General features: G+C 63.5%; 25 protein-coding genes. 8 read left to right on the top strand and 17 right to left on the bottom strand.

Going from position 1 to position 21,549, the window contains the following annotated elements; translation table 11 throughout:
* Positions 1-123: 123 nt before the first annotated feature.
* Positions 124-1,257 carry an alpha-hydroxy acid oxidase gene (locus QJT82_RS32720; protein WP_028343176.1) on the bottom strand — a complete coding sequence of 378 codons (1,134 nt, stop codon included), beginning with the start codon at positions 1,255-1,257 and terminating at the stop codon, positions 124-126.
* A 164-nt stretch (positions 1,258-1,421) separates the two neighbouring features.
* Positions 1,422-2,441: an AraC family transcriptional regulator gene (locus tag QJT82_RS32725; RefSeq protein WP_018272820.1), complete on the bottom strand. Its 1,020-nt coding sequence runs from the start codon at positions 2,439-2,441 to the stop codon at positions 1,422-1,424.
* A 63-nt stretch (positions 2,442-2,504) separates the two neighbouring features.
* Between QJT82_RS32725 and QJT82_RS32730 the strand changes: the two genes are divergently transcribed.
* From QJT82_RS32730 to QJT82_RS32745, 4 genes are all read left to right on the top strand, one after another.
* On the top strand, positions 2,505-3,218 hold the full coding sequence (locus QJT82_RS32730) for a hypothetical protein (RefSeq protein WP_028343177.1): 714 nt from the start codon (positions 2,505-2,507) through the stop codon (positions 3,216-3,218).
* Positions 3,218-4,510 (top strand): MFS transporter, encoded by a 1,293-nt coding sequence (locus tag QJT82_RS32735; protein WP_028343178.1) that lies wholly within the window; start codon positions 3,218-3,220, stop codon positions 4,508-4,510. The genes QJT82_RS32730 and QJT82_RS32735 overlap by 1 nt, the downstream gene beginning before the upstream one ends.
* A gap of 94 nt (positions 4,511-4,604) precedes the next feature.
* Positions 4,605-5,291 (top strand): YqcI/YcgG family protein, encoded by a 687-nt coding sequence (locus tag QJT82_RS32740; protein ID WP_245288834.1) that lies wholly within the window; start codon positions 4,605-4,607, stop codon positions 5,289-5,291.
* The gene (locus QJT82_RS32745; RefSeq protein WP_028343180.1) at positions 5,288-5,608 is read left to right on the top strand and encodes a cupin domain-containing protein; all 321 of its coding nucleotides are present in this window, start codon (positions 5,288-5,290) and stop codon (positions 5,606-5,608) included. Before QJT82_RS32740 ends, QJT82_RS32745 begins: the two co-directional genes overlap by 4 nt.
* A gap of 25 nt (positions 5,609-5,633) precedes the next feature.
* On the opposite strand, the gene QJT82_RS32750 is transcribed toward QJT82_RS32745, so the two are convergent.
* Positions 5,634-5,816: a hypothetical protein gene (locus QJT82_RS32750; protein ID WP_016847357.1), complete on the bottom strand. Its 183-nt coding sequence runs from the start codon at positions 5,814-5,816 to the stop codon at positions 5,634-5,636.
* Between the two features lie 25 nt (positions 5,817-5,841).
* Between QJT82_RS32750 and QJT82_RS32755 the strand changes: the two genes are divergently transcribed.
* Positions 5,842-6,027: a hypothetical protein gene (locus tag QJT82_RS32755; protein WP_016847356.1), complete on the top strand. Its 186-nt coding sequence runs from the start codon at positions 5,842-5,844 to the stop codon at positions 6,025-6,027.
* Positions 6,028-6,275: 248 nt separating this feature from the next.
* On the opposite strand, the gene QJT82_RS32760 is transcribed toward QJT82_RS32755, so the two are convergent.
* The 4 genes from QJT82_RS32760 to QJT82_RS32775 all read right to left on the bottom strand — a co-directional run bounded on the left by QJT82_RS32760 (position 6,276) and on the right by QJT82_RS32775 (position 9,851).
* Positions 6,276-7,538 (bottom strand): CoA transferase, encoded by a 1,263-nt coding sequence (locus tag QJT82_RS32760; RefSeq protein WP_028343182.1) that lies wholly within the window; start codon positions 7,536-7,538, stop codon positions 6,276-6,278.
* 300 nt (positions 7,539-7,838) lie between these two features.
* The gene (locus tag QJT82_RS32765; protein ID WP_026193083.1) at positions 7,839-8,261 is read right to left on the bottom strand and encodes a GFA family protein; all 423 of its coding nucleotides are present in this window, start codon (positions 8,259-8,261) and stop codon (positions 7,839-7,841) included.
* 359 nt (positions 8,262-8,620) lie between these two features.
* A complete protein-coding gene (locus QJT82_RS32770) occupies positions 8,621-9,196 on the bottom strand; it encodes a DUF6456 domain-containing protein (protein WP_028343183.1) in 576 nt (191 codons plus the stop codon).
* 94 nt (positions 9,197-9,290) lie between these two features.
* A complete protein-coding gene (locus QJT82_RS32775) occupies positions 9,291-9,851 on the bottom strand; it encodes a GcrA family cell cycle regulator (protein ID WP_051448056.1) in 561 nt (186 codons plus the stop codon).
* Between the two features lie 127 nt (positions 9,852-9,978).
* Here QJT82_RS32775 and QJT82_RS32780 point away from each other — a divergent pair, with 127 nt between their 5' ends.
* From QJT82_RS32780 to QJT82_RS32790, 3 genes are all read left to right on the top strand, one after another.
* Complete coding sequence (locus QJT82_RS32780; protein ID WP_028343184.1) at positions 9,979-10,617, top strand: XRE family transcriptional regulator; 639 nt, start codon at positions 9,979-9,981, stop codon at positions 10,615-10,617.
* 161 nt (positions 10,618-10,778) lie between these two features.
* Positions 10,779-11,054: a hypothetical protein gene (locus QJT82_RS32785; protein WP_028343185.1), complete on the top strand. Its 276-nt coding sequence runs from the start codon at positions 10,779-10,781 to the stop codon at positions 11,052-11,054.
* 164 nt (positions 11,055-11,218) lie between these two features.
* The gene (locus tag QJT82_RS32790; protein WP_028343186.1) at positions 11,219-12,370 is read left to right on the top strand and encodes an OpgC domain-containing protein; all 1,152 of its coding nucleotides are present in this window, start codon (positions 11,219-11,221) and stop codon (positions 12,368-12,370) included.
* Between the two features lie 84 nt (positions 12,371-12,454).
* On the opposite strand, the gene QJT82_RS32795 is transcribed toward QJT82_RS32790, so the two are convergent.
* The 10 genes from QJT82_RS32795 to QJT82_RS32840 form a co-directional block, all read right to left on the bottom strand.
* The gene (locus tag QJT82_RS32795; protein ID WP_028343187.1) at positions 12,455-13,309 is read right to left on the bottom strand and encodes a CoA ester lyase; all 855 of its coding nucleotides are present in this window, start codon (positions 13,307-13,309) and stop codon (positions 12,455-12,457) included.
* Between the two features lie 3 nt (positions 13,310-13,312).
* On the bottom strand, positions 13,313-13,768 hold the full coding sequence (locus QJT82_RS32800; RefSeq protein WP_018272840.1) for a MaoC family dehydratase: 456 nt from the start codon (positions 13,766-13,768) through the stop codon (positions 13,313-13,315).
* Positions 13,768-14,544 (bottom strand): enoyl-CoA hydratase/isomerase family protein, encoded by a 777-nt coding sequence (locus QJT82_RS32805; RefSeq protein WP_028343188.1) that lies wholly within the window; start codon positions 14,542-14,544, stop codon positions 13,768-13,770. Before QJT82_RS32805 ends, QJT82_RS32800 begins: the two co-directional genes overlap by 1 nt.
* Positions 14,545-14,560: 16 nt before the next feature.
* Positions 14,561-15,760: a CoA transferase gene (locus QJT82_RS32810; RefSeq protein ID WP_035632599.1), complete on the bottom strand. Its 1,200-nt coding sequence runs from the start codon at positions 15,758-15,760 to the stop codon at positions 14,561-14,563.
* 110 nt (positions 15,761-15,870) lie between these two features.
* The gene (locus QJT82_RS32815) at positions 15,871-16,587 is read right to left on the bottom strand and encodes an ABC transporter ATP-binding protein (protein WP_028343189.1); all 717 of its coding nucleotides are present in this window, start codon (positions 16,585-16,587) and stop codon (positions 15,871-15,873) included.
* The gene (locus QJT82_RS32820) at positions 16,584-17,342 is read right to left on the bottom strand and encodes an ABC transporter ATP-binding protein (RefSeq protein WP_028343190.1); all 759 of its coding nucleotides are present in this window, start codon (positions 17,340-17,342) and stop codon (positions 16,584-16,586) included. The genes QJT82_RS32815 and QJT82_RS32820 overlap by 4 nt, the downstream gene beginning before the upstream one ends.
* A gap of 2 nt (positions 17,343-17,344) precedes the next feature.
* Complete coding sequence (locus QJT82_RS32825) at positions 17,345-18,124, bottom strand: SDR family oxidoreductase (RefSeq protein ID WP_028343191.1); 780 nt, start codon at positions 18,122-18,124, stop codon at positions 17,345-17,347.
* On the bottom strand, positions 18,121-19,149 hold the full coding sequence (locus tag QJT82_RS32830; protein ID WP_028343192.1) for a branched-chain amino acid ABC transporter permease: 1,029 nt from the start codon (positions 19,147-19,149) through the stop codon (positions 18,121-18,123). Before QJT82_RS32830 ends, QJT82_RS32825 begins: the two co-directional genes overlap by 4 nt.
* Positions 19,146-20,048, bottom strand: a complete 903-nt coding sequence (locus QJT82_RS32835; RefSeq protein ID WP_028343193.1) for a branched-chain amino acid ABC transporter permease — start codon at positions 20,046-20,048, stop codon at positions 19,146-19,148. The genes QJT82_RS32830 and QJT82_RS32835 overlap by 4 nt, the downstream gene beginning before the upstream one ends.
* A 98-nt stretch (positions 20,049-20,146) precedes the next feature.
* Entirely contained in the window at positions 20,147-21,406 is a 1,260-nt protein-coding gene (locus tag QJT82_RS32840; protein WP_028343194.1) for an ABC transporter substrate-binding protein, read from the bottom strand.
* Positions 21,407-21,549: the final 143 nt, after the last annotated feature.

A 21,549-nucleotide genomic window follows, 5' to 3' on the forward strand; every position in this document is an offset into this window, starting at 1 on the left:
TTTGGATCAGACTTTGTCGTTGCCGCGGCGGCTTCATGGACACCACAGATTGATGGCGGCTGGCGCGATCGAGGCGCACATTGGCTCGATCGCGCCAGCGCTTCATGCATCGCTCGCGGCGGCTCAGTAGCGGTAGGGATCGATATCGAGAAGCGGGAATGCGCTGAACACGCTCGGCAGATTGGTCGGCATCGCCGGATGCAGGTAGGATTGGTCCAGTTCGGCAAAGCTGGTGACGCCGAGCAGACCGAGGCAGCGGATCACCTCGTCCTCCAGCAGTTCAAGCATCCGGACAATGCCGGCCTCGCCGGCCGCGGCGAGCGCCCAGCATTGCATGCGGCCGATGCCGACAAGATCAGCGCCCGAAATGATTGCCTTCACAATGTCGGTGCCGCGGCAGAACGAGCCGTCGACCATGATCTTGGCGCGGCCGGCGACCGCCTGAACGATCTCGGGCAGGACATGCATGGACCCACGGCCATGGTCGAGTTGTCGGCCGCCATGATTTGAGACGTAGATCCAGTCGACCCCGTGGTCGAGCGCGATCTTGGCGTCTTCGGCGGTGGCGATCCCCTTGAGGATAAGTGGAATCTTGAACTTGTCCTTGATCAACTTCACCGTCCGCCATTCCAGCCCCTTCTGGAAATCGCCGCCGGTGGCGCGGATGCGGCTCTCGCGGACATAGCGCTTGGCTATGTCGCGCTCGCGCCGGCTATAATGGGCGGTGTCGACGGTGAGGCAGAACGCGGCGTAACCGTTGTCGATGGTGCGGCTGACCACATCCTCGACAAAGGCATCGTCGCCGCGCACATAGAGCTGGAAGATGCGAAGCGCATCCGGTGCCGCCTTGGCGGTGTTCTCCAGCCCGGGCTCGGACACCGAACTCAGCATGTGCGCCGCGCCAAACGTTCCCGCTCCGCGCGCGACGGCCGCGCCCGCATCCGGATCGAAGATCTCGAGCGCGCCGACCGGGGCGATCATCACGGGAAGCCGGAGCTTGCGTCCGAATACCTCGGTGGAAGGATCGACGTTGATGACGTTGCGAAGGACGCGCGGCCGGAACGCGATCTCGTCGAGCGCCATTCTGTTGCGGCGCATCGTGGTCTCGGTCTCCGAGGCGCCGACGATGTAGTCCCAGGCGTTCTGATTCAGCTTGGCGCGGGCCTTTCGCGCGAATTCGTGCAGGTTCTGGAATTCCTCGCCGCTGGCGCCGAGTTCGACATTGCGCGCCTGTCGAATGGGGGTCCCGTCATTCATGGTGTTTCTTCTCCCGATTTGGCCGGCACATTAGCCGCAGACAAACCGGAAAAGCTACCACCTTGAGCCACGAATCCGGCCAGCGAAGGCCAGCTATTCGCTCGTGAGATAGATCGGCTTTCGACGCGAAGCGGCCGCGTCCGGACGGCCTCGCCCGAGGCGAGCTAGCTGCCCGAAAACCGGTTTCGGTACTCGGTCGGCGATACGCCGAGGTGGCGCAGGAAGGCCCGCCGCATTCGCTCGTCATCGCCAAATCCCGCGCGCTTGGCGACCTCGACCACGCCGCCGATCTGGCGGCTTTCGAGCAGCAAGCGCGCGGTCTCCACGCGCAGCGCCTCGACGCCGCTTGCGGGTGTCATGCCGGTGCGGCTGACATAGGTCCGGGCAAAGGTGCGCGGCGTCATCCCCGCCTTTTCCGCGAGGGTCTCGACCTTGAGGTCGCTTGTGATGTTCTCGATGATCCAGGCGTGCAGCGCGCTGAAGCGTCCCTCGACGTCCGATGCCTGGGCGGCAAGGACGGTCGAGAACTGGCTCTGACCGCCCGGCCGTTTCAGAAACACCACAAGTCTGCGCGCGACATCGAGCGCGATGGTGTGGCCGAAATCCTCCTCGATCATGGCGAGCGCCAGATCGATGCCGGCGCTGACCCCGGCCGATGACCAGACCCGTCCGTCCTTGACGAAGATCGCGTTGGGCTCAACCCGGATATTGGGAAAGCTATCCTGCAGACGGGGACAATAACGCCAGTGCGTTGCTGCCCGCTTGCCGTCCAGAATCCCGGTCCAGGCCAACGCAAATGCGCCAAGGCAAACCGACGCGATACGGCGCGCCTTCGGCAGCGCCTCCGCGATCCAGTTCATCAACTTCGCGTCGTTGCGGATCTTCCAGATGCCGGGCCCGCCGGGGATCACCAGCGTGTCGACCTCGGCGGGCGCAATACTGTCGATCGGCGCTGTGTCGATCATCATGCCGACATCGGTCGGCACCAACCCGCCGGAGGTCGACAGGTAGGACAGCGAGTAGTCCGGACCTGGCAGCTCGATCGCTTCCAGTTCTGCAAACACCTGCGCCGGTCCCGAGATGTCGAGCAAGGTCACACCCGGAAAGGCAACGATCGCGATCCGCCGCGTTGCTTTCTTGTCGCGCGGCTCAGGCCGGGGCGCTTTGGCAGTTTTCGAGGGCATATTGTCCTTTAAGCCATTCGAGGCTGCCCTGTATAGCTCGCAATGGAATTCTGGAGTTCTGCCATGCCGCGAAATCTGGGCAGCGGATACGAGGCGATCAAATCGCCTTGGACGGATTACGCGATCTATAGTCTACCCGATGCCTCCCGGGTCGAAGCCTGCGACCGTCAGCCGCTGATGGACGCCATGAACGGCATCATTGCCGTCAACTGGCAGGCCACCGAGCCGCACTGGACAGCAACCTCCTCGCCCTTCGACAAGAAGTACAGCCTGATCCTTGTCTACGATCGGTCTGGCCTCATTGCCTTCTCGGTCTACCGCGTCCTGGAGATGTCGGCCGGACTTGGAATCTATCGCAGCGGCACGGAAGTGCTTCCGGCGCACCAGGGCCGCGGCTTCTACGGCTTCTTCACATCGGAAGTCCTGAAATGCTCCGGCGCCGCCGCGAGAGCCGAGGGCAACGTGCTCTACGGCTGGCGAACCCGCAACCCGATCGTCTGGGCAGCGAACGCTAAGATTTGCGAAAAAGTGACTCCATCTTTGCTCGACGATACGCAGGATCTCGCCCTGCAGGCGGCCTGTATCGAGATGTGCACCTCGCTCTATCCGGGCAAGCCGCTCGAACTGCCCGACATGATCATGCGTGGCGCTTACGGCCACATTAAGCACCATCGGCAGGCCTATCATGGCACCGCGTCGCTGGTCGATGCCGCGATGTCGCGGAAGATTCCGAATTCAGCGGATGCCCTTTTCTCGGTAGGTTACGCGAGGGTGTAATGTCGATGCTCGGACAACAAGCTGTTTATGCCCCGACGTCGCGCTTCACCGATCGCGCCTATCTCGCGTGGACTGCGGTGGCCATCGCCTACGCCATTGCCTTCCTGCAGCGCGTATCGCCGCAGTCGGTCAGCCTCAGTTTCATGCACGACTTCGACACCGACGCGGCCGGCGTTGCGATGCTCGCCTCAAGCTACTTCTGGGGCTACACCCTGATGCAGATTCCGGCAGGCCTTCTAGTCGACCGTTACGGCGTCAAGCGCGTCGTCCTCGTCAGCATGATCGCCTCCTCGCTCGGCAGCGCCGCGTTCGCGCTGGCACCGAACCTGCTCGACGTTTTTGTTGCACGCCTGATCGTCGCCTGCGGCGATGCGCTGGTCTTCACCGCACTCCTGAAGCTCGTGGCACAGAGCTTCGCGGATGAGCGGTTCGGCATGATGTCGGGCATCTCGCAGGTCTCGGGCTATGTCGGTGGCGTCATCGCGACCACGCCGCTTGCAGCCGCGGTCTCAGGCTTTGGCTGGCGGGCCTGCTTCCTGTTCATCGCGTGCATTGGGTTGGCCAACCTCGCTTTCGCCAAGCTCGCGCTCAAGCCAGATCCGGCCTCGCATAGCAACAAGACGCTGAAGGGCGTGATGACCGCCGCGCGGCAATCGCTGGCCCATGTCGCGAACTGGGGTTGCGCAATGACGTTTGCGTCGCACTTCGCGGTGGTGACGACGCTGTCGGGCGTCTGGGGCATTCCGATGGTCGCGCACTTCTTTCACATCTCCCCGACGGCGGCCGGCACGCCCCTGCTCGCCTTCATGATCGGCAATGCGCTCGGCTCGATCTTCCTGGGTCACGCCGCCGATCGCGCCGCGGCGGCGCTTGACCGTGCGCTGATCGGCATTTGCGTACTGCGCATGCTGCTGATCGCGATGCTGCTGCCGCCGATCGCCCAGACATTTGGACTCGCCTACGTCACCGTCGTGTTCACTGCCTTGGGGCTCGTCGCCGGCGGCACCGTCCCGCTGGTGCTGAAATGCGTCAAGAAGCTCTACACCGCCGATCTGATCGGCGTGGGCGCATCCGTGAACACCACAGCCGCCGGAATCTTCGCCGGCATCTCGCAGCCCATCATCGGCTTCGCGATGCTCGCCGCCAGCAACGCCTCGGGGACCGACGCCGTACACAACACGGCCGCGATCGGCGACGGCGGCTACAGCGCCTTGATTGTCATTCTGCTTCTCATGTCGCTGCCGGGCATTGCCGGGCCGCTCTTGATGAGAAGCAAGTTGATAGCTCGTTAGTGTGGTTATGAGTGTAGGGGGTGTTATGGAGCGCTTGTTCTTGAGAAAAGGCGAAGTCGCGTCAAACTTTCCGGTCAGCAGCTGGCAGAGCGTGATGTTCTCCGAGTTTGAAGCGCAGATGAGCAGCGAGGCAAGGCCGTTCCCTTGCGTGTTCGGCGTGACCGGACATCGCCAGGATCAGCTCCGCTACCTTTTCCTCGATCCATATGATGTGGCGGTGCTGGGCGAGCAACTCGGGCAATATGTCTCGCAGGCGCGCTCGTTCGGTCCCAACACCTCGTTGATCGTGTTCACGCGGCCCCGCCCGGTACAGACGCTCGACGCCTATTATCGCAAGATGTGGCTGACGCTCGACCAGCTCGCACGGCTGGACAAGAACCCGTGGCCATCGGAGATTCCGGAACAGATCGACCACCCGATGTGGGAGTTCTCATTTGCGGGCGAGCCGATCTTCGTGGTCTGCACGACGCCCGCGCATGTGATGCGGCAAAGCCGCCGGTCCAGCGCCTTCATGCTCACGTTCCAGCCGCGCTGGGTATTCGAGAAGATTCTCGGGACGGAGAAAGCCGCGAACGCCGCGTTCGCGGAGGTGCGCAAGCGCCTGATCCCGTACGACAGCGCGAGCCCCTCTCCGCTTCTTGGCCGCTACGGTGCGACCGACGGCCGCGAGTATCTGCAGTACTTCCTGCACGACGACAACAATGCGAGCTCGGGCTGCCCCTTCGCCAAGCTCGCGCAGAACAAGGCGCAACCGATCGCGAACAAGGAGCAGGCAGCATGACCCAGATCATCGCAGGCACGAAGACTGAATTTGCCATCGACACGGAGATTCTGAACCTGCTCCCGGCCCAAGGCTCGGTCGAGCTGCAGCATGATGCGGCCGGCAAGGTGCATCAGTTTCATACTCATCCGGTCGACGAGATCCTGATGATCATCAGCGGCCGGCTGAACTTCATCTGGGATGGCGGCGAGCGGGTGGTCGGCGCCGGCGATACCATCCTGCTGCCAGCCGGCACGCTGCATCAATCCGAAGCGCTCGAGGGCGGCGCAATCTACGTGATCGCGACGCAGCCGCCCGCCAAGCCGATGAACAACTGACGCACAGGAAAGATTTGCGAGCACCTCAGGACAGTGAGGGATCGCGCGGCGGCTCAACCGCCAAACGTTCGACCAGCTCGATGACCTCGGAACGCTGATCGGGCGCAAGTCGAAGGAAAGCCTTCAACAGTCGCAGGCTTTCCAGTGTTTCGCTCGATGGAGCTCCGAGCTTCTTCTGCAGCTCTGCAACGTATGTGGGATTTTTCATCTCGCACCTTAAGTGAGGATTACGAATGGCATACCCAGGTAAACGTGAAGGCTTGGCCCAGAAGGTCGACACCGCAGCACAAGAGGCCGAACGCCTCGGCCTGACCACGGCAACCCTCATCCTCCGGATGGCACGCCTCGAGATCGATCGGGCGGAGCCCGAGGAAGTTGAAAGTATGCCAAGGAACAACTTGCGCAGCAAGCCGAACTGAGTTCCCGAAACGGACCAGCTCCCGGGCCGCCGGCGACGCGCCGGGGCCTGCGACGCCTGAAAGATATCTCGCCAGGCGAGAGGCTTTCCTCTCGCCAGCGCTCAGGCTGTTTTGCGAATAGTTGATCCTTTGTGCAGGCCGAGCACGCTGGAGCGTTTTCGAGCGAAGCGGATACCGGTTCGCGTCAAGGAAACGCATCAAACCAGAATCTAGAGCCCCGTTCCGATTCCATCGGAACGGAAAAGGCTCTAGCCGGTGTTGCCTGCCTTGCCGAACGCGCCGGCCTCGGCCAGCGCGGCGATGCGCCGGTCGTCGTAGCCAAGCGTCTTGCTCAACACGTCCTTCGTATGCTGACCGAGCAGCGGAGCCGCAACGGGATCAATGCTCGGCGTCAGGCTCATATTGACCGGCGACTCGATGTTCGGAACCGAGCCGGCGGTTGGATGCGCAATCCTGCTCAGGCGATGCCGGTCGCGCACCTCGGGCGCGTTGAACCCCTCCTCGACCGTCCGCAGATAGCCAACCGGAATGTTGGCCTTCTTCATCTTCGCCATCCAGTTCTCGAGCGTGTCGCCCGCAAACACGCTGGCAATGATCGCGCGCAGCTTCTCCTTGTTGGCGGTCCGCGCCTTGCGGTGAGCAAACTCGGGATCGGTGACGAGATCCGGGCGTTCCAGCACGTCGGTGACCAGCCGGCGATAGAGCCGGTCATTGGCGCAGGCCATGTAGAGCGGACCATCGGACGCCCGATAGACGCCGACGGTCGGCGAACCATTCGGAGAGTTGCCGAAACGGCCGGGATTGTTGCCATTGATGAGATAGGCCATGCCGTAGAAGCCGGTCATTGACACCGCGGTGTCGATCAATGCGACCTCGACCTGCTGACCGCGACCGAGCCGATCGCGTGCGATCAGCGCCAACAGGATGGCGTTGCAGGCCGACATGCCCGTTGCCATGTCGACGATCGGCGGCCCGGTGCGCACCGGTTCGCCATCCGGAAAGCCGTTGAGCGACATGAAGCCGCTTTCGGCCTGCGTGATCGGGTCGAAGCCCGGGCGCAGCGCGAAATCGCCTTTGCGGCCGTAGGCGGAGATCGAGCAATAAATCAGCCGCGGGTTGGTCGGCGCGACCGACGCATAATCGAGACCGAATTTCTTCATCACGCCGCCGGAGAAATTCTCCACCACCACGTCGGCCTTGGCAATCAACGCGCGCGCGACCTCGAGCGCGGCCGGATTGTTGAAATCGAGCGCAATGCCGCGTTTGTTGCGATTGAGGCTCAGATACGCCGCGCTCTCCCCGCCGATTTCGGCGTGCTCATAGGCGCGCGTGTCATCACCGCCGTCCGGATTCTCGATCTTGATGACTTCGGCCCCGAAGTCGGCCAGCGTTTGCGTGCAGGCCGGGCCGGCCACGACGCGGGTGAAGTCGACGACCAGTAGGCCGTCGAGCGCGGTCGGAACTCCCTCCCCGCGCGGCGCGCGCCCCGGCAATTCTGGTCTGGTCATGATCTGACGCTTCCTCTGTTATTTTGTCAGGCGAAATACGACGGTCCCTGCCAAGACCGGCACTGCTTGCCTTTTAGCGGAAGCTCGTCGGCAAAACCAAACCCGGATTTTGCAAGGCGGGACCATCGTCGGACATGGCTGTCAATGGCCAGGACGCCCCGGCGGCACGGGCGGCCGCCGACATGGTCGGACGCCTCGCATGCGAAGCAAGCCTGCTGGATACCGATCTGTTCGGCGGAGCCCATACGAAGACGGGTGGCGGCACGCCGCCGCCACCCGCGTTCGTGATGGAGAGCCTTCGGGCTATTCGGCGATCATTTCGCCGGAGCCGCCGAACTCGGCCGGAAAATCCTTCAACTTCGGCAGGCCGTCGCGTATCTGCAGCACTGCCTCGGAATAGTTGACGTGAACGCCCGGGCTGAATTTCAGCGTCGGAATCGTTGCGGTGAACACGTCGACGAGCCCGAGCGTCGGGTGGTTGGTCATCAGGTGACCGCCGCACTTTGTGCAATATTTGCGCTGGCTCATCGCGGTCTTCTCGAATGTCGCGATGTGGTCGGCACCCTTGGTGACCTCGACCGCCTCGGGCTTCCAGAGGCTGAACGCATTCACCGGACCGCCAGACCAGGAACGGCATGAACGGCAGTGGCAATAGCCCATTGCCTCGGGCTCCCCGCTGACCTTGAGTTCGACGGCGCCACAAAAGCAGTTTCCAGTGTGATTCATCGGTCGGTTCTCCCTTGGGTTATTTTGATTGGGCTCCGCGTCGGCATCGATCCACGTTGCTCGTGGTGTTCGTCATGCAGAGAAGATGTAGACAGGTGCGTAGCCGCGGCGAACTCCCTTGCGTGGACGTACCAGACCCTTCCCCGCGTGAGGCCTCGAATGCAGGCAGGTCGTCGACGCGACGGAAGTTACATGAGAGTCCGCGCCGCTGTCGACCATCTTCGACACAGCCTGGCCGGGCCCAATCCCGACCGCACACAAGGAATGAGTTCAGTGTGAGGCAAGGCACATTCATGTCGTGAGTTGTTGCCGTGCCGGATTCCTGCGCGGCAAACCGGCACGTCAGCAATCACGTCAGATCAGCGTTGACGGTCCTTCACCGGAACCCTGCTTGCCGTCGCAAGCCCGTACATCAGCGCCAGCCGATCCAGGCATTCCTTGAGACGCCGCGCAAAATAGTCTTGCCAGCGCTGCGTACGCAGTCCGCGCCGCTGTCCAACCTGCTCCATGGTCATGCCGAGGATCAGGACATCGTGCACCAGTGCCGAACCGTCGGCGCCGAGTTCATGCTCGGCGCGATTGAGGCGCAACGTCGCCTGGCGCTGCCCCTCGGTGATCGGCTCGCGTCGCAGGCCGCCATCGACATATTCGCGTGTCGTATCCACCGCGCGCGGACCGCGCTCGGCCTTTTCCCAGTCGTTCTGGAACGCCCGGCCACTCCGATACTGCGTATCGTCGATCTGGCGGTGCGCATGCAACCGGCCGAGCGGATCGTTGCGGATCGAGCGAAAGGCAACGATCTTCTCGCCCGGCTCGAGCGCAAGGGGATCGTCGACCTCAACAGTCGCCACCTCGGCATTAATGGGCAGATCCTGGGCACGTCGATCGTGCGCTCCGGCGGGATCGTACGGTTTCCGGCGCTTGGCTCGCGACATTGGTAACCTCCAAAATGTCTGATGATGGGCGCGCGGAGGCTTCCGCGCGATCGCGGTTGCGGACCGATGTCCGTCGGTCAGGTGATGAATTGCCTCAGCCGGCCCCGATGGCTTGAAGCCAGGCGGCGCTCAACACCGGCCTCGCCGTGGCTTCAGGATCGCGACTCAGGTGAAAATGCGGGGTGCAGTAGCTCGAGCCCGACCGGCACGGATGACCGCAGAAGGTCATTGTCTCGCCGTCGCTATCCCCGCCATAGGGATAGCGGCAGTCTCCGGGCTTAAGGTCGAGCAGCGAAAGATGCCGCGGCACGACCGCCGCGCAACGAAGTTGCGGCATCTCCGCCGTTTCAGTGAAGATCCTTGGCCCGCGAAGCAAATCGGGCGTCAGTTCGGCGCGCCCTTCATGCAACCGCCCGATCCTTGGGAGCTCCGGCAGGGACGGTTTGGGCGGATCGAGGTGCCCCGGCAGGGACGGCTCGAGCCTTTCGAGGCCCGCCAACCCCATGCGCTGCGCCCGGCTGAGCGCCGCATTGCGTGTATAGGCCGTATTGAAGGTAGCGTTGATCGTGTCAGCGATTTCCGAATAGGACAAGCCGCGGGCGCGGAGGTCCTGCAAGGCTGCCGAATGCTCCGGCAGCCAGTTCATCGTTTCCATTCCAAATTCCCATTTCTGTCATTCCGCCGGCGCCTCGCACACCTTCCGATATTCCGAAGAAAAAGTCAAGCTTGTTTCTGATAATCGTAACGGATATAGTGTGTCCGGGTTTGGGAAAGGATGAAACATGCTGGACGCGGCACTGATCGAACGAGCACTGGAAAAGACCGGGAAGAGCAAAGGCGGGCTTGCCCGCGCGATGGGGGTTCGGGCCGGGGCGGTCTCCGAAATCCTGTCGGGAATAAGGTTGATCAAGGCATCCGAGATTGCCCCGATCATGGAGTATTTGGAGCTGAATTCGGTGCCGATCGTGGGCCGGGTCGGCGCCGGCGCCTCGATCCAGCCGGAGCTTGAGCAGGTCCCGCCGGAGGGTCTCGGCGAAATCGAGCTTCCGTTCCCGGTGACGGAGGAGACCGTCGCGTTCGAGGTCTCAGGCGATTCGATGCTGCCGAAATACGAGAACGGCGACGTCATCGTGGTGTATCGCGAGCAGCGCTATCCGCTGTCGAGCTTCTACGGAGAGGAAGCTGCGGTCCGGCTGAAGAGCGGCGAGCGGTATCTGAAGACGATCGAACGCGGCAGTTCGTCCGGCACCGTCAACCTTAAGAGCTTCAACGCCAAGCCGATCAACGGCGTAAAGCTCGAATGGATCGGCGAAATCTGCGTCACCCTGCCCCGCGGCCAGATCGAAAGGCTGCGCGGCAAGTCGGCGGTGAAGGGGCGAAAATCTGCCCGGACGCAGGGCGGGCGATCGTCCGAGAAGTAACCGTGCTGCTTCAGGGACCGGCCGGACCGATTCGGACACCTTCGAGCCGAATCGGTCCGGCCATGCATGCCTGAATTTCGGTTTTCAATAATTCACCTTGACATACTTCCGATTATCGGAAATAATGCTCGGTGACAGTCAGAACATCGAACGATCAGGCAGTGCAGTATTTCGTCGTGATGATCGACTATGGCCGCCGTGGCCGCGAGGCGATCGTTGATCCCGAAATGACACGACGCGACGTCGTCTCACGAATCGCCTCGGGAGAATATGCGAACATCAGCTTCATTCACGAGATTGCCGAGCGTTCGGTCGAGGATGTCACGGACGATCTCCTGGCCGAGGCCGCCTTGCCGGAACTCCCCGTGACCGGCGCAAACCTGCAAGCCAATACGCTCGATCACGCCCGCGACCTGCGCAAATACGAGCCGGTCTGACACCGCTCACGAGTTGATTGCGAAAACGTGATCTTTCTTGAGCCGGCCACTTGGCCGGAACCCGAAACGGACTAGATAGGGTTCACGCAAAGTCTATTCGGACCAGGCGCGGGTTCCCTCTAGATTAGCGATTCGTTTCTCGGGCCGGCAAATTTCAGCTTCAGATGACTTCGACAACAAACGCCGAGATCGCGAAAGCCGATGGCGATCTCAGGATCGCGCTGCTGCTTGGCATCGCAAACTGGTTTCTGTTTCTGGACCATATTCCGCACAACGTTGTCGGCGCGCTGACCATGCGCAACTTCGGCTTCAGCGGCGCAACCGACCTTTTTGTATTCGTGGGCGGCTACGCCGTGACGCTCATCTACGCCAGGATGACGCTGGAACGCGGATTCCTGGTGGCCGCAACCCGCATCTTCAAGCGCGTATGGCAGCTCTATGCCGCCTATATCGTTCTGTTCGTGATCTATGTCGAGTTGATCAGCTATGTCGCCACCCGGACCGCGGCGCCCGAGATCATCAGCGAGTTCAACATCACCGGATTCATCGACCACCCGATCCGGACGTTAATTTACGGCCTGTTCCTGCAGGCCAAGCCGCTCAATCTCGACGTGCTGCAACTCACCATAGCCTTGATGGCGTTCCAGCCCATCATCGTGTTCGGGCTGTTGTACGTGCCGAACGTGACGGTCGTCGCATCCGTGACCCTCTATGCGGCCGGCCGGCTGCTCGACTGGAACCTGTCGTCATATCCGTATGGCGACTGGTACCTCAATCCGTTCTGCTGGCAATTGCTGTTCGTGATGGGCGGTTGGCTCGCGCTGATCGGCACGCGATATACGCCCGCGATCCGCGCGATGCAGGCGGCTCCCGCGCTGCGCGCCATGGCGTTGCTGTATCTGCTGTTCGCCCTGACGATCGTCTCGAGCAGCGATATCCCGGCACTCGCGCAAATGATGCCGAGCGGGCTGAGCGATATGCTGCCGCCAAACGACCGGGAGGATGTCGCACCTCATCGCATCCTGCACTTCCTGACCCTGACGTTCCTGTTCACGTGGCTGGTGCCGCGCGATTGGGAATACCTGCGATCTCCCGCCTTGCAGCCGATCATCAAGTGCGGCGAGGAGTGGCTGGCCGTGTTTTGTGCAGGCGTCTTCCTCTCATTCGCTGCGCACCTGATCCTGATTACGGGCCCATACTCACTGGCAAGGCAGGTCGCGGTCAGCATCGCCGGCATCGCGGCGATGACGGCCGTCGCCTACTACGTCTCGTGGTCAAAGCAGCAGGACGGCAAGTCGGCCGTCGCTCATTCCTGATTCCTGCGGTTAGTCGATCGCCAGCGACCGCCGCCGCCGCACCTCGCTATCGCGCAACATGGCGGCGTCCGGCCCGCCTGCCGACTATTTCCTGCGCGACGCCAGGATCTTCTCGGCGGCGCGCAGATGCGGCTTGTCGAGCATCTTGCCGTCCATCTTGGCGACCCCCGATGGGTTATTGGCGAACGCGGCGATCACCCGCTCCGACCATGCGATTTCTTCATCCGTCGGCATGAAGGCCGCGTTCACGACGTCGACATGCTTGGGATGGATCACGGCCTTGGCAAGGAAGCCATCCTGCCGCGCCGCGATCGCCTCGGCCTTCAACGCATCGAGATCGTTGATGTCGGTCGCGATGGTATCGATCGCGACGACGCCGGCGGCGGCCGCGCCGATCAGGCAGAGATCGCGCGCCAGGATGAAGGGCGAGTGATAGCGGCCATCGCTGCGGTTGCGCGTTGCCCCGAGCGAGGCCGCGAGATCCTCCGCGCCCCACATCATGCCCCACAGCCGCGGGCTCATGTTCTCGAAATCGAGGATTTTCAGCACCGCCCGCGCCGTCTCGGTCGCGACCGTCACGATCCGCGTGGTGCCCTGCGCGATACCGGAGGCCGCCTCGAATGCGTCGAGATAGAGCGCGAGCCTGTCGACGTCGGCGGCGCCGGCACATTTCGGCAGCACGATTCCATCGGGCTTGCCGGGCATCACGGCGGCGAGATCGCCGAGCGTCAGGTCGGTGTCGAGCGCGTTGACGCGGATATAGAGCTTCTGCTCCGGGTTGCGCACATCGAGCATCTGGCGCGTGATCCCGCGCGCAACGACCTTCTGGTCCGGCGCGATGGAATCCTCGAGGTCGAGAATCAGCGCGTCGGCCGCGGTCTTTTTCGCGCTTTCATACTTCCGGGTGCTGTCGCCGGGAACGAACAGGAGCGATCGCATCGCTTACGCCTTCGGCTTGCAGTGCATCAGGCCGGTGCGGCGGCAACTGGCCACCACCTCGCCGCGCTGGTTGGTCATGGTGTGCTCGAACTCGACGATGCCCTGGGTCGGCCGCGACTTACTGGCGCGCTTGCCGATGATCCTGGTGTGCGCCTTCAGCGTGTCGCCATGGAACACCGGCTTGGGGAACTTGACGTCGGTCATGCCGAGATTGCCGACGGTGGTTCCCAATGTCGTGTCGTACACGCTCATGCCGATCATGATGCCGAGCGTATAGAGGCTGTTGAACAGTCGCTGGCCGAACTCGGTCTTCTCGGAGAAATGTGCGTCGATATGCAACGGCTGCGGGTTCATGGTCAGGAGGCTGAACATGGTGTTGTCCATCTCGGTCACGGTCCGGCTGAACTCGTGGTGGAATTCCTGCCCTACCTCGAACTCCTCGAAATACAGTCCAGCCATTACCGTCCCTTGTAGTTGGGCGCCCGCTTCTCGACGAACGCATTCAGCCCTTCCTGGCAGTCTTCCGTCGATGCGACCACAACAAAGCTTTCCGCCGTGTTTTCCACCGAGCGGCGGAAATCGGCATCGACCGCGCGCATGAAGGCGTCGCGGCCGATCTTCATCACGATCGGCGATTTCGCCGCAAGCTTGCGTGCGATCTCGCGGGCCCGCGCGAGCGCGGTGCCCTTCGGCACCACCTCGCTGAGCAAGCCCATGCGAAAGGCGGTCGCGGCATCGAAGGGCTCGCCAAGGAACAGCGGGCCGAATGCCTGGTGCTTTCCGACCAACCGCGGCAACTGCACGAAATGGATCGCCGGGATCAGGCCTACATCGATCTCGGGATAGCCGAATGTCGAGCCGTCGCCCGCGACAATCATGTCGCAGGAGATCGCGATCGTCATGCCGCCGGCGCGTACCGCGCCATCGATCGCCGCAATCGTCGGCTTGCCCATGCGATACTGCGTATCGTTCAACGCGAAGTATAGCCGCTCGAGGAATGTCTTGGTCTCGATCGCGGGCTTGCCCCTGACGATGTCGAGATCAAGGCCGGCGCAAAACACCTTATGGGCGCTGCTGATGACGACGGCGCGCACCGCCTCATCATCGCGGGCCTTCTCCAGCGCCGCCAGCAGCGCGTCGATCAGGGGAATGCTGAGTGCGTTGACCGGCGCGCGATCCAGCACGATCTCCGCAATCTGGTCGGTAACCGAGTAACGAACGAGGTCGGTGCTCATGATGTGTTGCCTCCCGTTAGCTCTTGGCCTGCCGCACGGCGCCCGACAGCAGCAGGCCGTCGATCTCGGCGGAACCGAAGCCGGCCTCCGTCAGCACGGCGCGGCTATCCTGCCCGACGTCAGGCGCGGGGCAAAGGTGATCCTCGGACAGGCTCGCGATCCCCGGCGTGCGTGGCGTGTAGACCGCGCCGACGCCGGGTGTGTCCTGGCGCACCGACGCCCTGGTCGCCTCGATATGGACATTGCGCAGCCATTCGCCGGGATTGAGGATCCGCTCGGCGATGATATCGGCCGCATGCAGCCGCGCGAGCCAGGCGTCCGTCGCCTGTGTCAGGAACACCTCGCGCAATTGCGGGATCAGCGCGTCGGCCGCATCGGCGCGCCGGGCGAAGTCGGCAAAACGCGGATCGCCGGCGAGATCCTCACGGCCGATCGCACCGCACAGCCGCTTGTATTGCGGTTCGTTCACCAGGGTGACCATCATCCAGCCGTCCTGGGTTTGGTAGGTGCCGGCCGGAACGTTCAGCGCGCGCGGCGCGCCGCCCTCGAGGATGAACTCCGCCACCTTGTGGCCGAGCAGCGCCGACGTCGACTGGCAGAGATTGACGTCGATCCAGCGGCCAGTGCCGACGGTGGCACGCGCGAACAGCGTCGTGGCGATGGCCTGGAACGCATAGACGCCGGTGACGACGTCGGAAATCGTGGTGCCGACCCGATGCGGCACGCCATCGGCGCCGAGATTGACCGAGACCAGCCCCGAGAACGCCTGCGCCACCGAATCCGAGCCGGGCCGCTTGGCGTACGGGCCGCTCTGCCCGAAGCCGCTGACCGACAGATAGACCAGGCCGGGATTGTCGCGCGACAGGCCTTCATAGCCGAGCCCGAGCCGCCCTGCGACACCCGGGCGAAATCCTTCGATGAGGACGTCCGCCTCGCGCGCCAACCGCTGCGCGATAGCGATCCCGTCCTTGTGCTTCATGTCTAGGCACAGGCTGCGCTTGCCGCGGTTGTAGACCGCCGACAGCGTCGTGTGATTGCCGTAGGTCGTGCCGAGATAGCGCGACCAGTCGCCCTCCGGCGGCTCGACCTTGATGACGTCGGCGCCGTAGACGCCGAGCAGCATCGCGCAATAGGGCGAGGCAATCCCCTGCCCGAAATCGAGTACCTTCAGCCCGCGATACGGCGCTTCATGCGTCGCCGTCAGCTTGCCCGCCATTTGTCCTCCCATCGCTGTCGAAGTGCCTTGTCCTTTGGGCGTGATCCCCCGCGCAAGCGCTACGCGCTTGTCGCGAGGGAAAACCGCTGCGTGCCTTTCCGGACCATGCCCTACAGCGCCAGATAGCGCTGCCGGATGTTGTCGTTGGCCTTCAGCTCTTCGATGGAGGATGTGTAGACGATCTGGCCCTTGTCGATAACCGTCGCGTGGCTCGCAAGGCCAAGGCAAAAATGCATGTTCTGCTCGGCGATCAATACTGTGGCACCGGTGCCGCGGAGCTGCCGCAGCAGCTCGCCGATGCGCTGCACGATGATCGGCGCCAGCCCCTCGCTCGGCTCATCCAACAGCAGCAGCACGGGATTGCCCATCAGCGTGCGGGCGATCGCCAGCATCTGCTGCTCGCCGCCGGAGAGCCTTCCGGCGATCCGGTGTCGCAGCGGCTCGAGCAGCGGGAACACGTCATAGACGCGGCGGATCGACCACTCGTCCTCGCCATCCGGTCCCTTCTTCTGGCCGATCACGAGATTGTCCTCCACCGTATGCTCGGGAAAGATCTGGCGGTCTTCCGGCACGAAGCCGAGCCCGGCCCGCGCGATGTGATGCGGCCGCATTCCCGAGACCACCTGGCCGCGCAGGGTCACCTTGCCGCGGCGCGCCGGCGTCAGCCCCATGATGGCCTTCATGGTGGTCGACTTGCCGGCGCCGTTGCGGCCGAGCAGCGCCATGGTCTCGCCCTGCCGCACCGACAGGCCGACGCCGAACAGGATCTGGCTGGTGCCATAATAGACGTCGAGGTCGTCGACCTGCACCACCGGCTGCGCGCTCATGCCACCGCTCCCGCGTGGTCGTCGCTGCCGAGATAGGCCTCGATCACGGCATCATTCCTGCGGATCGCGTCCGGCGTCCCGCTCGCCAGGATGCGGCCGTAGCACAGCACGACGATCCGAGGCGCGATCTTGAATACGATGTCCATGTCGTGCTCGATGAACACGACGGTGATCTTCTGCTTCTCCCAGAGCTCACGCACCTTGTCGATCATGCGCCAGCGCTCCTCGGTGCCCATGCCCGCGGTCGGCTCGTCGAGCAGCAGCACCTTGGGCTCGAGCACCAGCGCGAGCGCGATATCGAGCAGCTTCTGGTCGCCGTGCGACAGCGTCGCCGCGGTCCGGTTGCGCTTGCCGGCGAGGCCGAGCAGCTCCATCGCATGCTCGGCGCGGTCGCGCGTCTCGGCCAGTGGAAACCGGCGATGCATCACGCCGGCGCGGCGCTGATCGGCACAGACGGCAGCCAGCATCGTCTCCTCCACCGTCAGCGACGGGAAGATGCTCGCGACCTGGAAGGCGCGGCCGATGCCATGGCGCACGATCTCCGGCGGGGCCTTGCCCGCCATGTCGACGCCGTTGAGCAAAATCTGCCCGGCGTCCGGTCGCAGCGCGCCCGTGATCAGGTTGAAGAACGTGCTCTTGCCGGCGCCGTTGGGACCGATCACGGCGGTGAGCGAACCGTCGGCGAAGTCGAGCGAGACGTTGTCGGTCGCCTTGACGCCGCCAAAGGATTTCGAGAGTCCGCGAATCTTCAGCATGGCTAGCCGCTCGCCTCCCGCAGACCGCCATAGGTGCTCCACGATGTGCCGGCAAGCCAGCCGCAATCGACCGGCACGTTGGCGCCGGTCATCGCGGAGGCCGCATCGGACGCCAAGAATGCGACGACGCGGCCGATTTCCGAGGGGTCGACGAGGCGGCGAAGTGCTGCATTGGCAGCCAACGCCGAGACATCCCGCTCTCCGCGATCAATGGCATTTTTCAGCGCCGGCGTCAGCGTGTAACCAGGCGACACCGCATTGACGCGGATGCCGGACGGCCCCCATTCGGCCGCGAGGCATTCGGTGATGGCGATCACCGCCGCCTTGGCGGGCGCATAGGCATGCAGCGGCATCGAGCGCATGCCGGCAATCGAGGCGATGTTGACGATGCTGCCGCGCTTGCGCGCGATCATCTGCCGCGCAAAGGCAACGCAGGCGACATAGGTGCCGCGCTGGTCGACGCGCACGACGTCGTCCCAGGAGGTCATCGGCAGATCGTGCGGCCGGACCGGCACCTGGATGATGCCGGCGCTGTTGACCAGCACCGCGACCGGACCGCAGTCGCGCTCGATCGTGGCCGCACAGGCCTCGACGCTGCGCTCGTCCGCCACATCGGCCGCGAACGCCTTGCCGCCGACTTCCGCCGCAACCGTCTGCGCCTTGGCGAGATCGCGGTCGAGAACGGCGACAAGATCGCCGGCCGCCGCGAGCTCACGCACGCACGCCGCGCCGATGCCGCTGGCGCCGCCGGTAACGACGCTGATCCGCGTCTGTGCACTCATGGCGCGCGCTCCCCGGCTTCTCCGCGACGCTGCGCGAACCATTCGACGACGAAGTCCATCAGGCCCTTTCGCAGGCCGATGGCAAAGAACAGGATCACGATGCCGAGCACGATGCCGTGATACTCGGTCAGGCGGGTAACGGTATCGTTGAGGATCAGCAGCAGCACCGTGCCGACCATCGGTCCGAGGAAGGTTGTCACGCCGCCGAGCATGTTGATGAAGATGCCCTCGCCCGAGATCGTCCAATAGGCAAATTCGGGATAGGCGCCGGAGACGAACAACGCCATGATGATGCCGCCGGTCGCCGCGAACAGCGCGGCGAGCACGAAGATCGTCAGCTTGGCGCGCCAGACATCGATGCCGATGAAGCTCGCCCGGGTGGCGTTGTCGCGGATCATGCGCAGCGTGTAGCCAAACGGCGATTGCGCGATCTGGCGCATGAGCAGCAGGCCGATCACCAGCAGGGCGCAGCTCGTGATGTAGAGATGCAGATGGTTCGACAGATCAATGCCGAGAAACGGCGGCCGCGGAATCCCGCCGCGCAGGCCCTGGTCGCCGCCGGTCAGCGACTGCCACGACAGGATGGTCGAGTGGATCAGCATCTGGAATGCCAGCGTGACGAACGCAAAGTAGATTTCCTTCAGCCGCACGCAGATCGCGCCGATCACGATCGCAACGACGAAGGTCATCGCCAGCGTGGCAACGAAGGCCACCGGGATCGGCACGCCGGTCTTCTGCATCATCAGCCCGAAACCATAGGCGCCGAGGCCGAAGAACATGCCGTGGCCGAACGAGATCAGCCCGGTGTAGCCGACCAGAAGGTTAAGCGAGGTCGCGAACAATCCATAGGCGGCGCAGCGGATCACGAAGTCGAGCAGCTGCTTGCTGCCGAAGATGAATGGCAGCAGCGCGAGCAGCACAAAGGCCACGAGCGCGATCAACACATCGCGGTAACGCTGCGGCCTGGCGTCGATCCGGGTAACATCGAGGGGCTGCGTGCCCTGCCCGGCCTGCAATTCGGTCATGCGACCTCCTTGCCGAACAGCCCGGTCGGACGCGACACCAGCACGATCACCATGAACAGATACATCAGGCCCTCGGTGAACAGCGGGAAGCCAAGCGATCCGAATGAGCGGATCAGCCCGATCAAAAGCGCGCCGATCAACGCGCCGAGGATCGAACCCATGCCGCCGATCACGGTCACGATGAACGACTCGATCAGCACCGAGAACCCCATGCCTGGCGTCAGCGAGCGCACCGGCGCGGCAAGCGCCCCCGCCAATCCCGCCAGCATGCCGCCGAGCGCGAACACGCCGCCATAGATCAGCCCGGTATTGATACCGAGCGCCGAGACCATGCCGGGATTATGCGCGGCCGCACGGATCACCTTGCCGATCCTGGAGCGCGCCAGCCCCAGGCCGAGAACAACGGCTGCGGCGAGCGCCACCCCGATCAAGAGCAGATAATATGGCGGTACCACGCCGCCGGCGATGAACAGCGGCGGCACCTGGAACGCGGCCGGCATGCCCATCGACCTGAATTCGGGCCCCCAGATCATGCGGACCACGTCGTCGAAGATCAGCACGAAGGCGTAGCAGACCAGGAGCTGCATCAGCACGTCGCGGCCGTAAACCCGGCTCATGAACACGCGCTCGAAGATCAGGCCGAGGATCGCAGTGCCGGCGGCGCCGCTCAGCATCGCCAGCGCGAAGCTGCCGGTGAGCTGATAGGCCGTCATCGCGAAATAGGCGCCGAACATATAGAAGGCGCCGTGGCTGAAATTGACCACCTTGAGCACGCCGAAGATCAGCGTCAGCCCAACGGCGACAAGGAACAGCAGCATGCCGATGATCAGGCCGCTGGTGGTTTGCGTCACCAGGCAAGCAGGGCTGGCGAGGCAACTGGCGAGCGCGTCGAGGTCCACGGAAAATCATCCATCACGGCGGGCCGCAACGTCGGCGCGCGACAAACATCAGATGCGAGGCGGAGGCAACAGGATGCAGCCTCCGCCGCACACGCGGATCAGGTGTAGCCCTTGCTCTTCTTCCACTCGGCTTCGAGCTCGAAGATGGTCTTCCAATCTCCGGCCTTCACATCGGGCACGTAGGGCTCCTGCGGGATCGTGGTGCCCCAGCCGATGGCGTAACCGACCAGCGTGTGGTCGTCGGCGCGCATGGTGACGGTGCCGTCGGCGCCGAACGGGCACTTGATGGTGAGGCCGGTGAGCGCCTCCGCGACCTTCTTTCCGTCGGTGGAGTTCGCCTTCTTGACGGCCTCGTTGAGGAACATGACCGCCGTGGCGTTCTGCCACGACCAGTTGGTCGGATACTCGTTGTACTTGGCCTTGTAGGCGTCGCCCCAGGCGGCATTTTCGGGCGTCGGCGGGAATGTCTTGATGTAGCGGTCGCCGGAGTGGATGCCCTTGGGCAGGTTCTTCACCACCGTGAGCGCGGTGTAGTCGGCCATGTTGACCGCGAACACCTCCATCTGGGTGAACATCGCGTAGATGTTGGCCTGGTCGATGTAGGAGGTAAGATCGCCACCCCACAGGCAGGAATAGAGTGCCTGCGGCTTGGCCTGCAGGATCTTCGTCACCACCTCGGTGTAATCGGGCTGGAACAGCTTTGGCCACGACTCGCTGATGATCTCGACGTCAGGCGCGAACTTCTTCAGGTACAGCACGAACTCGCCGGTGGTGTCGCGGCCATAGGCGTAGTCAGGCGAACAGGTCGCCCATTTCTTCAGGCCCTTGGCCTTGGCGATCCCTGCCGCGTAGCTGGCGCCGACGATCGAGTCATGAATGCCCTGCCGCACGCAGCGGAAGGCGTTCGAAATGTGCTGCTTGGGATCGGCGGTCAGGGATGACGCTTCCGAGCAGGTGTGGATGCAGAGCACGCCGAGATCGCGCGCCACTTCGTGAACCGCGAACGATCCCGAGGACGCTTCGCCGTCAAGCAGCATCTCGCAGCCGTCGGTGTTGACGAGCTCGCGCGCGATGCGCGCGGCTTCCTGCGGCTGCCCCTTGGAGTCGCGGATCACCATTTCGATCTGCCGTCCGGCAAGGCCGCCGGTGGCATTGACCTTCTCGACCTCCAGCAGCACCGCATTGCGCGAGGACGTCCCGAGCTGCGCAACGCGGCCCGACAGAATGGTCGGCATGCCGATCTTGATCGTCTTGGCCTGTGCGCGCGCCACCCATGGCGCGGCAAAGCTCACCGCACCCGCGCCCATCAGCGCAAGCGTCGAGCGCCGGGTGATGCCCGGTTTCCGGGTCTTCTTCATCATTCCCCTCCCTGTCGGGTTCGCGTTCCCAAAATCCCTGCCGGAGATCGTTTCGTCTCCATGACCGCAATGTTTTCAGAGCAAGGGGGGTGACGTCAAGCCAAAGATGAATTACGACTCATAATTCATCTAGGGAGGCAACG

It is taken from the genome of Bradyrhizobium sp. Mp19, from assembly GCF_029952935.1.
GTDB lineage: Bacteria > Pseudomonadota > Alphaproteobacteria > Rhizobiales > Xanthobacteraceae > Bradyrhizobium > Bradyrhizobium elkanii.

Excerpts from the sequence above, each read along its gene's own strand:
- QJT82_RS32740 (WP_245288834.1), top strand. The coding sequence starts at position 4,605 with ATGTTCTCCGAGTTTGAAGCGCAGATGAGCAGCGAGGCAAGGCCGTTC.
- QJT82_RS32755 (WP_016847356.1), top strand. The coding sequence starts at position 5,842 with ATGGCATACCCAGGTAAACGTGAAGGCTTGGCCCAGAAGGTCGACACC.
- QJT82_RS32770 (WP_028343183.1), bottom strand. The coding sequence starts at position 9,196 with ATGTCGCGAGCCAAGCGCCGGAAACCGTACGATCCCGCCGGAGCGCAC.
- QJT82_RS32780 (WP_028343184.1), top strand. The coding sequence starts at position 9,979 with ATGCTGGACGCGGCACTGATCGAACGAGCACTGGAAAAGACCGGGAAG.
- QJT82_RS32815 (WP_028343189.1), bottom strand. The coding sequence starts at position 16,587 with ATGAGCGCGCAGCCGGTGGTGCAGGTCGACGACCTCGACGTCTATTAT.
- QJT82_RS32810 (WP_035632599.1), bottom strand. The coding sequence starts at position 15,760 with ATGGCGGGCAAGCTGACGGCGACGCATGAAGCGCCGTATCGCGGGCTG.
- QJT82_RS32720 (WP_028343176.1), bottom strand. The coding sequence starts at position 1,257 with ATGAATGACGGGACCCCCATTCGACAGGCGCGCAATGTCGAACTCGGC.
- QJT82_RS32790 (WP_028343186.1), top strand. The coding sequence starts at position 11,219 with ATGACTTCGACAACAAACGCCGAGATCGCGAAAGCCGATGGCGATCTC.
- QJT82_RS32840 (WP_028343194.1), bottom strand. The coding sequence starts at position 21,406 with ATGAAGAAGACCCGGAAACCGGGCATCACCCGGCGCTCGACGCTTGCG.
- QJT82_RS32800 (WP_018272840.1), bottom strand. The coding sequence starts at position 13,768 with ATGGCTGGACTGTATTTCGAGGAGTTCGAGGTAGGGCAGGAATTCCAC.
- QJT82_RS32750 (WP_016847357.1), bottom strand. The coding sequence starts at position 5,816 with ATGAAAAATCCCACATACGTTGCAGAGCTGCAGAAGAAGCTCGGAGCT.
- QJT82_RS32820 (WP_028343190.1), bottom strand. The coding sequence starts at position 17,342 with ATGCTGAAGATTCGCGGACTCTCGAAATCCTTTGGCGGCGTCAAGGCG.
- QJT82_RS32725 (WP_018272820.1), bottom strand. The coding sequence starts at position 2,441 with ATGCCCTCGAAAACTGCCAAAGCGCCCCGGCCTGAGCCGCGCGACAAG.
- QJT82_RS32825 (WP_028343191.1), bottom strand. The coding sequence starts at position 18,124 with ATGAGTGCACAGACGCGGATCAGCGTCGTTACCGGCGGCGCCAGCGGC.
- QJT82_RS32830 (WP_028343192.1), bottom strand. The coding sequence starts at position 19,149 with ATGACCGAATTGCAGGCCGGGCAGGGCACGCAGCCCCTCGATGTTACC.
- QJT82_RS32765 (WP_026193083.1), bottom strand. The coding sequence starts at position 8,261 with ATGAATCACACTGGAAACTGCTTTTGTGGCGCCGTCGAACTCAAGGTC.
- QJT82_RS32745 (WP_028343180.1), top strand. The coding sequence starts at position 5,288 with ATGACCCAGATCATCGCAGGCACGAAGACTGAATTTGCCATCGACACG.
- QJT82_RS32775 (WP_051448056.1), bottom strand. The coding sequence starts at position 9,851 with ATGGAAACGATGAACTGGCTGCCGGAGCATTCGGCAGCCTTGCAGGAC.
- QJT82_RS32795 (WP_028343187.1), bottom strand. The coding sequence starts at position 13,309 with ATGCGATCGCTCCTGTTCGTTCCCGGCGACAGCACCCGGAAGTATGAA.
- QJT82_RS32805 (WP_028343188.1), bottom strand. The coding sequence starts at position 14,544 with ATGAGCACCGACCTCGTTCGTTACTCGGTTACCGACCAGATTGCGGAG.
- QJT82_RS32735 (WP_028343178.1), top strand. The coding sequence starts at position 3,218 with ATGTCGATGCTCGGACAACAAGCTGTTTATGCCCCGACGTCGCGCTTC.
- QJT82_RS32730 (WP_028343177.1), top strand. The coding sequence starts at position 2,505 with ATGCCGCGAAATCTGGGCAGCGGATACGAGGCGATCAAATCGCCTTGG.